General features: G+C 35.2%; 12 protein-coding genes. 1 reads left to right on the forward strand and 11 read right to left on the reverse strand.

The window, feature by feature from the left end:
* Positions 1 to 42: 42 nt before the first annotated feature.
* Complete coding sequence (gene hemB, locus D1J36_RS01680) at positions 43 to 1,035, forward strand: porphobilinogen synthase (RefSeq protein WP_154137199.1); 993 nt, start codon at positions 43 to 45, stop codon at positions 1,033 to 1,035.
* A 60-nt stretch (positions 1,036 to 1,095) separates the two neighbouring features.
* Here hemB and D1J36_RS01685 read toward each other — a convergent pair whose 3' ends face one another.
* From D1J36_RS01685 to D1J36_RS01735, 11 genes are all read right to left on the reverse strand, one after another.
* The gene (locus D1J36_RS01685) at positions 1,096 to 1,728 is read right to left on the reverse strand and encodes a hypothetical protein (RefSeq protein WP_154137200.1); all 633 of its coding nucleotides are present in this window, start codon (positions 1,726 to 1,728) and stop codon (positions 1,096 to 1,098) included.
* Positions 1,725 to 1,985 carry a hypothetical protein gene (locus tag D1J36_RS01690; protein ID WP_154137201.1) on the reverse strand — a complete coding sequence of 87 codons (261 nt, stop codon included), beginning with the start codon at positions 1,983 to 1,985 and terminating at the stop codon, positions 1,725 to 1,727. Before D1J36_RS01690 ends, D1J36_RS01685 begins: the two co-directional genes overlap by 4 nt.
* 218 nt (positions 1,986 to 2,203) lie before the next feature.
* Complete coding sequence (murI, locus tag D1J36_RS01695; protein ID WP_154137299.1) at positions 2,204 to 3,019, reverse strand: glutamate racemase; 816 nt, start codon at positions 3,017 to 3,019, stop codon at positions 2,204 to 2,206.
* Positions 3,020 to 3,226: 207 nt separating this feature from the next.
* On the reverse strand, positions 3,227 to 4,612 hold the full coding sequence (lpdA, locus tag D1J36_RS01700; protein WP_004918449.1) for a dihydrolipoyl dehydrogenase: 1,386 nt from the start codon (positions 4,610 to 4,612) through the stop codon (positions 3,227 to 3,229).
* A gap of 157 nt (positions 4,613 to 4,769) precedes the next feature.
* Positions 4,770 to 6,068, reverse strand: a complete 1,299-nt coding sequence (locus D1J36_RS01705; RefSeq protein WP_154137202.1) for an ABC transporter permease — start codon at positions 6,066 to 6,068, stop codon at positions 4,770 to 4,772.
* 6 nt (positions 6,069 to 6,074) lie between these two features.
* Positions 6,075 to 6,980 carry an ABC transporter ATP-binding protein gene (locus D1J36_RS01710; RefSeq protein WP_154137203.1) on the reverse strand — a complete coding sequence of 302 codons (906 nt, stop codon included), beginning with the start codon at positions 6,978 to 6,980 and terminating at the stop codon, positions 6,075 to 6,077.
* Positions 6,981 to 7,091: 111 nt separating this feature from the next.
* Entirely contained in the window at positions 7,092 to 8,207 is a 1,116-nt protein-coding gene (gene dnaJ / locus D1J36_RS01715; protein WP_154137204.1) for a molecular chaperone DnaJ, read from the reverse strand.
* 50 nt (positions 8,208 to 8,257) lie between these two features.
* Entirely contained in the window at positions 8,258 to 8,809 is a 552-nt protein-coding gene (locus D1J36_RS01720) for a nucleotide exchange factor GrpE (protein WP_154137205.1), read from the reverse strand.
* 86 nt (positions 8,810 to 8,895) lie between these two features.
* Positions 8,896 to 10,227 carry an Nramp family divalent metal transporter gene (locus D1J36_RS01725; RefSeq protein WP_154137206.1) on the reverse strand — a complete coding sequence of 444 codons (1,332 nt, stop codon included), beginning with the start codon at positions 10,225 to 10,227 and terminating at the stop codon, positions 8,896 to 8,898.
* 121 nt (positions 10,228 to 10,348) lie between these two features.
* Complete coding sequence (locus tag D1J36_RS01730; RefSeq protein ID WP_154137207.1) at positions 10,349 to 11,785, reverse strand: OmpP1/FadL family transporter; 1,437 nt, start codon at positions 11,783 to 11,785, stop codon at positions 10,349 to 10,351.
* A 38-nt stretch (positions 11,786 to 11,823) separates the two neighbouring features.
* On the reverse strand, positions 11,824 to 12,867 hold the full coding sequence (locus D1J36_RS01735; protein ID WP_154137208.1) for a Vitellogenin II precursor: 1,044 nt from the start codon (positions 12,865 to 12,867) through the stop codon (positions 11,824 to 11,826).
* Between the last annotated feature and the right edge of the window lie 117 nt (positions 12,868 to 12,984).

A 12,984-nucleotide genomic window follows, 5' to 3' on the forward strand; every position in this document is an offset into this window, starting at 1 on the left:
CTAAAGTCTTGTTAAATTTGCACAACAAATACAATTCCAAAAATGATTATATATTCAAGAAATAGAAGGTTAAGACAAAACGACAGTTTTAGAAGTCTTGTGAGAGAAAGCCATCTTTCTGCATCAGATTTTGTAATGCCTATGTTTGTGATGGAAGGAGAAAAAAGACAAGAAGCTATTTCATCTATGCCAGGCATCTATCGTAGAAGTATAGATTTGACGGTGGAAGAATGCAAAGAACTATTTTCTCTAGGCGTAAAAGCAGTTAATATCTATATGAAGGTTTCAGACCATCTTAAAGATAACACAGGAAAGGAAGCGTGGAATCCTAATGGGTTGATGCAAAACACTATACGAGCTATTAAGGACGCAGTTCCAGAAATGGTAGTAATGCCTGATGTCGCTTTAGACCCTTATTCCATCTACGGACACGATGGTATTGTAACCAATGGTGTGGTGGATAATGATGCTACGGTGGAGGCCTTGGTTAAAATGTCTATTTCACAAGCCGAAGCTGGAGCAGATATTGTAGCTCCAAGTGATATGATGGACGGTAGAGTAATGGCTATAAGAGAAGGATTAGAGGAAAATGGATTTCATAATGTAGGTATTTTGTCTTATGCGGCTAAATATGCTAGTTATTTTTATGGACCTTTCAGAAGTGCGTTGGATAGTGCTCCGAAGGAAACTGCAAATATTCCTAAGGATAAAAAAACTTATCAAATGGATTTTCATAATACTAGAGAAGCTATAAACGAGGTAATTAAAGATGTAGAAGAAGGGGCTGATATTATTATGATAAAACCAGGTATGCCTTACTTAGATATCGTTTCTAAAGTTAGAGAGCTAATAGATGTTCCTATTGCCGTGTATCAAGTAAGTGGAGAGTATGCTATGCTAAAAGCCGCTTCGCAGAATGGCTGGCTAGATAATGATAAAGTCTTAATCGAAAGCCTTACTTGCTTTAAGAGAGCCGGAGCTGATATGATTTTCACCTATGCAGCAAAAGAAGCTGCAATGCTTCTACAGAAATAAAACAAAATAGCGACCTGATTAACGGTCGCTATTTTTATTTATAATTATAATATAAACGATTTATCTAAAAAAATCAATTAAATTAGTTCGATATACATCAAAATTTACAGTATCTTTTCTGTCGTAAAAAAGGTAACTCACACCTAATCTTTCATTCAAAATAACTTTGTAGAACTTTTTTTGAATTTCAATGTCAATTTCATCAGTATCAAGTGTATTTATTGAATTTATTTTTCTAGATTTTATAACTTTATAATCTAGATTTTTTGATTTTAAATATTTTGTAAAACTCTCTAAATTAGTAAATTTATCAAAATCAGAATCAAGTCTGTATTCAAAATAAAAATTTCTAAAAACAATTTTATTATTTATCTCTAAATACGATAAATTTTTACCTTTTAATTCCTTATCAAAATAGTTGATGCTTTTTTTCCACTTGTGTCGCCTTATTATACCAAAAATTCTTTTGGGTAAATTTTCATCCTCTTCTAAAGGTTCTACAATCGTATAAATGTAAGAACGAAAAGAATCTATATCTTGTGGCTTGTTTCTAAAAAAACCATTATCATACTTATAATAATTATTTTTAGAAAATGGCTTGGTTTCGATAAATCCTAAATCTTGATTTTTCTTTCTCTCTTGACAGGAGATAACAAGAATAAAGATGCTGATGTAATAGATAGTCGTTTTCATTCTATTTCAATAGTTGGTTCTTTTATATTTTTAATATGCCCTGCTACAACTGTCTTTAACTCTAGAAATCTTCTCAAAGCAGAATCACCGCTATTACTATCATAACTAGAGTCTTTTACAGGTACCGGTATAATGTTATTATATAAATTAAGACGTTGATTTATATAAACTTCATCATGCACTTCGGAGATTACCACAGGACCTCTAAAGTCGAATAGTTTGTCCGTGAGCTTCATCACATCATCTACCGTGCACAAATAGCTAATTAGAGAAATACTTTCTTGTAAAGCCTTTAACCAAGGATAGGCTTTTATAGCTATCGGAATAGATACAATCCCTACAATTTTTTTTAAAATTATCCAGCATAGCCTTTTCTCCCTGAGCGATAGAATACACAAAAGACATATCCATACTGCGATTGTAGATAGACACCGTTTGTAAAAGCTTATAAAATTCGGATTAGGTATTTATTATTTTAAAGTACTTTAAGTTCTAAATCTATACTCTTCCCAAAAAACTTTTTAGATATTTTTTCAAAGTTTTTGGTTAAATCAGAAAGGTAAAACTTCATCTCTGTTGTTTTCTGTTCAGAATTAAGTAAGTGGTGTTTTTCTAAAGAGATTTTAATGTAATTAGCCACAATACTAGGCGAATCAATCACTCTTACTCTACTGCCATAATATTGCTTAATTTCCTCTAATAATAGTGGATAGTGTGTACACCCTAAAATCAGTGTTTCAATGTTCTTTAGCTTACTATTACTCAAATAATGATACAAAATAGAATGAGTAATAGGGTGATTCTTAAAACCTTCTTCTATTGCTGGAACTAAAAGTGGTGTGGCTAGTTCATCTACCTTGATAAATTTATTAAAGCGTCTGATACTTTTCTTATAAATCCCTGCATTTACAGTAGCTTTAGTTGCTATAACACCCACATTAGTATGGATTTCATAAGCTATTTTCTCTGCAACAGGATTAACCACATCAAAAACAATAGCTCTATCCCCTACCAATTCTTTAACCTCTTTCAGTGCATTAGCCGTAGCAGAATTACAAGCGATTACAATGGCTTTACAGTTTTGCTCTAGTAAAAACTCAGCTATTTTTTCTGAAAATCTAACGATAGCTTCTTTAGATTTATCTCCATAAGGTAAATGTTTGGTATCCCCAAAATAAATGATATTTTCGTGAGGCATTTGCCTTTTGATTTCTTTGGCTACAGTAAGTCCTCCCACACCAGAATCAAACACGCCTATAGGTTGCTGAGGAGAGAGGTTATCTACCAACATTAAATGATTCGTATGTTTCAATGCTAATTCTTTAGATTGCAAAAATAAGGATTTTTAAAGTTGAACCTAAACTATTGTTAATAATAAAATCCTAAAAATAAATTTTTAAGGTCATAAAATCAGCCAATAGTAGCTTTATTAAAAATAAAAACTCCTAGACATAAAATCTAGGAGTTTTATATTTAAAAACAAGATTATAATTCTAAATTAAATATGTATTACCTCACCATAAGCCGCTGCTACAGCCTCCATAACCGCTTCTGACAATGTAGGGTGTGGGTGAACAGATTTCAAAATCTCATGCCCTGTAGTTTCTAATTTTCTAGCAACTACGGCCTCTGCTATCATTTCGGTAACGCCATTACCTATCATATGACAGCCTAACCACTCACCATATTTAGCATCAAAAATTACTTTTACAAAACCATCTGTATCTCCGTTTGCAGTCGCTTTTCCACTAGCTGAGAATGGGAATTTCCCTACCTTGATATCATAGCCTTTCTCTTTGGCTTGTTTTTCGGTAAGACCAACTGATGCTATTTCAGGAAGGCAGTATGTACACCCTGGAATATTACCATAGTCTATAGTTTCTGTATGTAGCCCTTTGATTTTTTCCACACAAGTGATTCCTTCCGCAGAAGCCACATGAGCCAAGGCTTGAGTAGGAATAATATCTCCTATCGCATAATAACCTGGCACTGAAGTTTGATACCATTCATTTACTAAAACTCTACCTTTATCTGTTTTAATTCCAACTTCTTCTAGTCCTATGTTTTCAATATTAGCTGTAATACCAACTGCTGAAAGTACCACATCAGCCTCTAATGTTACGTTACCTTTAGCTGTTTTTACATTAGCTTTAACACCGTTACCAGAAGTATCCACAGACTCTACAGAAGCGTTAGTCATTACCTCTATACCCGCTTTCTTAAGAGATTTTTCTAAATGTTTAGAAACCTCCTCGTCCTCCACAGGTACGATGTTTGGCATAAACTCTACAATAGTTACTTTAGTCCCCATAGTAGCGTAGAAATATGCAAACTCTACTCCGATAGCCCCAGAACCTACCACTATCATAGATTTAGGCTGTTCTGGTAAAGAAAGTGCTTGTCTATACCCAATTACTTTTTTGCCGTCTTGAGGAAGGTTTGGAAGCTCTCTAGAACGAGCTCCTGTTGCCAAGATGATGTGCTCTGCAGAATATTCTTTTGTAGCACCATCTTTTTCCACTAAAACTTTTTTACCTTTTTGAACTTTAGCAGTACCGAATATAACATCTATCTTATTCTTTTTCATAAGGAATTCAATCCCTTTGCTCATCTTACTCGCTACACCACGACTTCTCTGAATTACATTAGGAAATTCAAAACTAGCTTCTACTTTATTAAGACCGAAATCTTCTGCATGGTTGATATACTTAAACACTTGTGCAGATTTCAATAATGCCTTTGTAGGAATACACCCCCAGTTAAGGCAGATACCTCCTAAGTTTTCCTTTTCTACAATAGCTGTTTTGAAACCTAATTGTGCTGCTCTAATGGCTGTTACATAACCACCAGGACCACTCCCTATAACTATAATATCGTAATTCATTGATTAAAAATTTAGTGCGAATTTACAAAAAATTATTGATATTAAAATTTCTAAAAAAATACACTCCCACACCTCATTCATTTCAAATATTAACTTTAAACAAAAAGCCGAAAGAAAAAATATTCTCTCGGCTTTTTATAATAATTACTCCCAATACTTACGAATGTCTAATCCACTTCCAAAGTTCTTTTAGAGTTGCTTTATTACCGTGCATTAGTATGCCTACACGGTATATTTTTGCAGCAATAAAGACCATCAGTAATGTAGTAATAAATAATAACGCAACCGACAATACCAACTCCCAAATAGACACTCCAAAGGGTATCCTTGCAATCATAGCTACTGGAGAAGTTAACGGAATCATAGAAAGCCAAAAGCCCATAGGTCCATCTGGATTATTCATAATAGAAATGCTACCATAAAGCCCCAACATCAAAGGAATGGTTACAAATAAAGTAAACTGTTGAGTTTCGGTATCGTTATCCACCGCAGAACCAATAGCAGCATAAATAGAACTATAAAAAATATAGCCTAAAAGGAAAAACACAAGAAACACCCCAATAATAAGCCCATAATTGAGTTCCAACAAAGTATGAGATATATGAGCCACTACCTCCTGTATATTTTCCATTTGTTCCAAAGTGTTTCCAGTAGACATTGGGCTAAAACTTTGATTAAAAAATACTGCCGCTGTTACCGCCATTCCTATCCATATAACAAACTGAGTAAGCGCCACTAAAGTAACCCCTAAGATTTTACCCATCATTAAATCAAACGGTTTAACCGAAGAAATAATAATCTCTACCACACGATTATTTTTTTCTTCCAAAACGCTACGCATTACCCTTACTCCATAAATCAAAATAAACATAAAAGTAGCGTACATCAATAACATACTTAACCCAGACTTCACTCCAAACGCAAGGCTATCGTCCTGCTGATGATTATCTAAAACATTGGTGGTTTTAAGTTCAAAAGATTTATCTAAGTCGTTAACTTGAGTTTCGGTGATTCCAAGTACTTTTATTTTTTCTTTCTTAATGACTTCCGACATAGAAGATGCTAAGGCTTTCCTTACATCAAAACCTATTTTTTTGTTTACCAATAGCTGAGCTTGATTCTGTAAAGCTTCATAATCTTGTTCTTGCATAGGTGGAATAATCAACACTCCATCAATAGCTTCAGAAGTCTTTAATCCTTCCTTCAAAGATGCCTCGGTGTTAGGAGATGCATACACAAGGGAAACATCTTGTGGAGCTTTCATTCGGTTTTCAAACACCCCACTTTTATCTATGACAGAAAACTGATATTCCGTTTCGTTAGCTTTAAACATCAATCCTATAACAGCCCCGAAAACTATCATTAAAATTGGAGCTAGCAAAGTGAGTACAATAAAAGATTTCTTTTTAACCTGAGTAAGAAATTCTCTTTTGGTTATGATAATAATATTTTTCATACGATATTAGTTTTGTACAGCAGTAATGAACACTTCGTTCATACTAGGTATTTTCTCATTAAAACTTCTAATGCTTCCTAACGGCATTAGCTTTGACAACAGCTGGTTTTGTTCGCCTTGATATTTTAGATTAAAACTAATAAGTCCATCTTTTTCTTGCCAATCAGAAGGCGAAAATTCCGACTTAAAGCTTTCCAACAATTCAGAGTTAGAGTGAGCGAGTACGACTTCGTAAACATTTTGTTTGAAACGCTCTCTTACTTCAAACACTTTTCCGTCTAAGATTTTTTTTGAATGATTAACCAACGCTACATAATCGCACATTTCTTCCACGCTTTCCATTCTATGTGTAGAAAGTATGATGGTTGTCCCGTTATTTTTAAGATTGATGATTTGGTCTTTGATGAGATTAGCGTTTACAGGGTCAAACCCAGAGAAAGGCTCATCTAAAATAAGTAATTTAGGACGATGCAACACCGTTACCACAAACTGTATTTTCTGTGCCATACCCTTTGAAAGCTCGGAGAGTTTCTTTTTCCACCATTGGTCTATGTTTAGGCGTTCAAACCAATATTTAGCTTGAGTAAGTGCCTCATTTTTAGACATACCTTTAAGCTCTCCAAAATAAAGAATTTGGTCGCCCACCGTCATATTTTTATAAAGGCCTCTTTCTTCTGGCATATAGCCAATAGTCTTGATATGATGAGGGCTTAAAATTTCGTTATCTATAAAAACTTTACCACTATCCGCTTGAGTAATCTGATTGATAATTCTAATAAAAGAAGTCTTACCTGCTCCGTTAGGTCCTAACAGCCCGCAGATGCTTCCCGTAGGGACTTCTATACTAAAGTCAGACAAAGCTACTTTTCTGCCTGCATCATAGGTTTTTGTAATATGTTCTGCTCTAAGCATTTTTATATTTTTATTTTAGTTAGTACAAAGAAAAGAGTTTTTGTTAAAATTATCCTAATAGCTCATAAAAAAAGAGACTTTTAAAAGTCTCTTTTTATCATTATTATAATTCTAGTTAAACAAATCTCTCACCTTATCAAAGAATGTTTTTTCTTTCCCTGAAGGTTCAGCTTTCATTTCGCCACTGCTCAGCTGTTTTTCAAAAAACTCTTTTTGTTCCTTTGTAAGGTTTTGTGGCGTCCATACATTGATGTGTACAAACATATCTCCCCTACCATAGCTATCTATACTAGGAAGCCCTTTACCTGCAAGTCGTAAAATCTTACCTGATTGCGTACCTGCATCCACCTTTATTTTAACCTTGCCACCTACTACTGGGATTTCTTTAGAAGTACCCAACGCTGCTTCTGCGAAAGAAATGTATAACTCTTGGTGAAGGTTATCTCCTTCTCTCTTGATGTTTACATCTTCCTCTTCCTCTACCACCACAAGCAAATCCCCTGGAGTTCCGCCGAAAGGAGCGTCGTTACCTTTACCTCTTACACTTAGTTGTATACCATCTCTAGCTCCAGCAGGGATATTGATACTCACTTCTTCATCAGCCTTAATAAGCCCTTGAGCATTTGCTCCCGCTGGTATTTTATCTGCTACCTTACCGATGCCATTACACGCCCCACAAGTGGTTTGCGTTTGCATTTGTCCAAACATTGTGTTCATCACTTTCATTTGGACACCATTACCGTTACAAGTAGGGCAAGTCTTAGAAGTTACCCCAGTGGCAAGTTTCATTTTTTTGATTTTGATGGTTTTCTGTGTTCCATTCATCATCTCCTCTAGGCTTAGCTTGATACGAACTCTAAGGTTAGTACCTCTAGACTCTTGTCTCCTAGCTCCACCGCCGAAACCTCCAAAATGACCTCCAAAGATATCTCCAAACTGACTGAAAATATCTTCCATATTCATACCGCCGCCGAAGCCTCCACCACCGAAGCCTCCGCTACCACCTACTCCCGCATGACCATATTGGTCATATCTAGCTCTCTTATTCTCATCGCTAAGAACTTCGTAGGCTTCCGCTGCTTCTTTAAATTTTTCCTCAGCCTCTTTATCTCCTGGATTTTTATCGGGGTGATATTTAAGTGCTTGTCTTCGGTAAGCTTTTTTAATAGCGTCTGCCGTTGCATTTTTTTCTACCCCTAATATCTCGTAGTAATCTCTTTTTGACATTATTTATTTTAGTTTTATAATAAATGAAAGTTTCATTTATAATGTAAGATTTATTGCCCTGTAACTACTTTAGTAAATCTAATGACTCTATCGTACAGCATATATCCAGACTCTATTACATCTACAATTTTACCTTTTAAATCTTCGGTAGGAGCTGGTATTTGGGTAATAGCTTCGTGGAAATCTACATTAAAGTTGTCTCCTACATTTACCTCTATAGGCTTTAATCCTTTTTCTACCAGTTTATTTTTGAATTTTTGATAGATAAGTTCTACTCCTTTTAAGTCTTCTTCTTTACCTGTTTTTGCTATTTCTTTTAAGGCTCTTTCAAAATCATCTAAAATAGCGAGCATACTCACCATCATATCCTGATTAGCATATTGGAAAAACTCCATTCGCTCTTTAGAAGTTCTTTTCTTATAGTTTTCAAACTCAGCATATAGACGAATGTAACGGTCTTTCTCCTCTGCCAAAAGTTCTTCCGTTGTAGGTTCTTTTGTCAGATTTTCTTCGCTGTCAATATTTATATTTTGAGTTTCTTCGTTTAGGCTTTCTTCAGAAACATTAAGTTTTTCTTCGTGCAAATCTTTATTATCTTCCATTCTTTTTTGGTTTTATTACTCAAATATTGTCAAAGATATTGCCAAATTAAGATTTAGGACAAATTGACAGACCTAAGAAACTTACTCTAACCTATTTCGGTATAAACCAAATAAATATTCAGTACAATAATGATAAAACTAATGATGATAGCGGTGTATTTCAAAAAACCTTGATTAGCAAATGCTCCCATCTTAAGTTTATTATTAGTTAGCATTACCAGCGGTACTACTGCAAAACTCAACTGTAAGGAAAGTATAACTTGACTTAATATTAAAAGGTCAGTAGTTCCTTTTTCACCATAGATAGTAGCGACTATCAACGCTGGTATTACAGCTATCAATCTTGTAATCAATCGTCTTAACCAAGGTTTTAATTTAATATTGAGAAAACCCTCCATTACAATCTGCCCAGCCAAAGTGCCTGTAAGGGTTGAGTTTTGCCCAGAAGCCAACAAAGCTATAGCAAACACAATACTAGCGAGGCTCGTTCCTAAAATTGGAGACAAAAGTTGATGAGCGTCTGTAATGTCAGCAACATCTTGATAGCCTGTGTGATGAAATGCCGCCGATGAAATAATAAGTATAGCCGCATTGATTAAAAATGCTAACAACAAAGAAATATTACTATCCAAAGTAGCGAATTTAATAGCTTCCCTCTTCCCCTTATCATCTCTAGAATAGTTTCTAGTCTGTACAATACTGCTATGCAAGTACAAGTTATGAGGCATTACAGTAGCTCCTAAAATACCTATTGCTATATAGAGCATACTTGGATTAAATACAATTTCTTTCTGCGGAACTAAACCCTTCAATATAGGAAACCACTCAGGATTACTTACCACTATTTCGTATAGAAAACAAAAGAAGATAATTGCTATCAAACCACCCACAACACTTTCTAACCATCTAAAACCTTTAGCTTGAAGTATCAAAATAATAAAAACATCTATCACAGTAATAGCTATCCCAACAGTAAGTGGTAACCCAAACAAAAGATTAAGAGCTATGGCTGCACCTATCACTTCCGCAAGATCTGTAGCCGCAATGGCTATTTCAGCAAAAATCCAAAGTAGAAAATTAACAGGTCGAGAATAACTATCTCTACAAGCTTGAGCCAAATCTCTTTCGGCAACAATACCTAACTTTAAAGACAAATGCTGTAATAACATCGCAAAAAGATTAGATATAAGAATTACTGATAGTAAAGTATATCCAAACTTAGCACCGCCTGCAATGCCTGTTGCCCAGTTACCTGGATCCATATAGCCTACCGCTACCATAAGCCCTGGACCTACAAATGCTAAAAATTTCTTCCAAAAACCTGCATCTTTAGGTACCTCAATACTAGAAAACGATTCTGACAAAGAATTACCAGAACGCTCTTTTTTCCACATTCTATCTTTGAAGTATTTTTTCATCACTCAAACAAAAGTTAGATAAGTCTAACAAAATTATAAAAAATATCTAATCCAGCAAAAAAAATAGAGAGACTACTCAATTATAAGTAGCCTCTCTATTTCTATTTAAATGTAACTTTTTTTAAAATCTCCAACCGACAGTAAACACAAAGTTATTTCTTACTGTTTTAACATCAGAAACAATACTTCTCTTCTGTGTTACACCATCTCCTTCGTTAAACACACTATTCTCCACTGGAGAAGCGTAATCTCCCGCATAAAATGGATTAGCAAACTTAGAACTTGCATTCTGATAGGCCGCATCTACATAGAAAGATTTAAAATTATACCCTAGTCCCAGACCTAAAGTCTGTCTATTTGAAAGATATAAATTACTAAATGTTCTATCAGAATATAAATTACTTGTTGGATCAATAACACTTAAAGACGAAGTAGAGAAAGGATTAGATTGATATGCATAACCTCCTCTAAATCTCCAGTTATCTAACCTGTATTCTGCACCCAATCTTAACTCAGAAGTATTAGAATACACTTTGTTAAAAAACTCATTTAATTGCTTCTCTGCATCTCCCTGTACATTATACTGGGGTTTTGTAACACCTAAAGTATAATCCACATTTACTGCAAAATTCTTGTTAGCTATATAAGCACCACTCAGAGTAGCTTTCATTGGAGTACTCAACCTTCTATTCTCATTTCCCAACGCCGTTCCCATAACTCCATTATTATCAAATCCATAATAGTTATAAGCCCTCTCTATATTCCACCAAGTAGGAGACTCTAGTGCTAAACCTACACGAAAGTTTTTATCTATTTTACCTATAACCCCTGCTGAAATTGCTACCCCTCCGGAAGATTCTTGAAAAGGAGTATCTTGTTTTTGGTATAGCCCCTTAGTACCTGCCGTTTGAGACTGCATTCTAAAAAAATCTCCTTGCTCTATATTTGCTGAATGGAAGTGCACTCCACCACCTACATACCACTTATGGTCGTAATTACCACCAAATGCGAAGGATAATTTTGAAGTATGCCCTACTCTATTATAAGCATGCCCATCGTAAAGTAGTAAATCCGTTTGCGAATTACCATTACTATCTGTATAATCTATAGCTTCATTTATAGTGTGATTTTCAGGAGTTCTGATATAACTATCAACATCCTTAGCACTATAATTAAACCCTAGGCTAATAAACTTCCATTTAGAATTATTGCTAGTTTGCATTACAACAACCCCTCCTAAATGTCCTAAATTAGTTTTCTTATAAACTTCATCATAAGATTTATTTGCTAGAGTTGAGGTATTTTTATTTCCCAAAGCATTAAGCGTTCCAGAAAATTCACCCACAATATTAACAGCTATACCTGCAGGGTTAACATTTATAGAAGAAGCATCTCCTCCCATTGCTCCCATTGCTCCTGCCATACCCATGTATTTTGCAGAACCATTAGGTTGTGTATCAGAATAAACATCTACCGTATTCCTAATTACAGAAACATCTTGAGAGTAAAATAAAGCTCCAACAGACAGCCCTAATATTGAAAATATCTTCTTATTCATTATCTTATTTTTATTTTTTAGCATTCAATTAAATTAAACTATCTAAAACCACCTGTTCTAAAACCTCCCCCTGATCTCATACCACCTCCTGAGCTACCAGAACCAAAGCCGCCACTTCTATTGGAACCTCCGCCCCAGCCAGAATTGTTTCTAAATCCATCGTTTCTTGGTATAGATTGTGTACGAGGTGTCATTCCTCTATCCTGATAATTATAGTTCGGCTCAGATCTTCTTAATGTTCTTGTTTGAGGCATTGAGTAGCCATTATTACTGTTATTACGGTTAATCCTATTGTCTCCTCTTCCAAAGCCTGAGTCTCTAAATCCGCCAAAGTTTCTTCCTGAATTACTATTACTATTTGGATTTCTATAAATTGGGTTATTAAACCCTCCGTTATTATATCTAGTAATACTGTCTACACCACTTCTTCTATAGTTGTACTGACGAGGCGCTACTCCCCAATAAGGATTTCCCCATACACCATAACCACCCCAATATGGGTTGCCCCAGCCTGTTCCCCAGTAAGGGTTCCAACCAAATCTTCCACCCCAATAAGGATTTCCCCAACCCCATCTGTTCCAGCCTGACCCCCAGCCCATGCCGAAGCCCATATTCCAACCCCAGCCTGAACTCCAACCAAAGCCCATATTCCAGCTATTCCAGCCGCCAAAACCTCCCCAATAAGGATCCCAGCCAAAGCCTGTTCCCCAGAAAGGTGTATTCCAGCCCCAGCCAGTATAGCGTCTTTCAACTCCTGCAAAGGCACCCCAATCTGAATCGGATTGTACAGGAGTATCCGTCCATTCTTGATATTTGTTATTTTGATTTTGCTGTAATTGTCTAGAGTTTTCTACCACTCTATAATCATTACTATAGTCGTAGTAATCTCCTACATTATTACGGTCATTCACAACTACCCCTTCCGGAATTACATCTTTACTTGGATCATAGTAAACACCATCAGTCTCTGTATAGCCTCCCATTTGTGCTCCACAAGAGGTCAACAAAAAACTAACAGAAGTGGCTAATGCTAGTCTAACAGCCCATTTTCTTTTTAAGAAATTATAATCTATTTTTTTCATAATCTTATGTAGGTTTTATTTATCTTTGTGCTTGAATTGAGGTGGATATAGCTAAAACTATACCAAAAAAATCTCTCAAATTACAAATCATAACTTAGGTGTTATTTAGCCATTTAA

Origin of the sequence: Riemerella anatipestifer (assembly GCF_009670965.2) — a bacterium.
Taxonomy (GTDB): Bacteria; Bacteroidota; Bacteroidia; order Flavobacteriales; family Weeksellaceae; genus Riemerella; species Riemerella anatipestifer_B.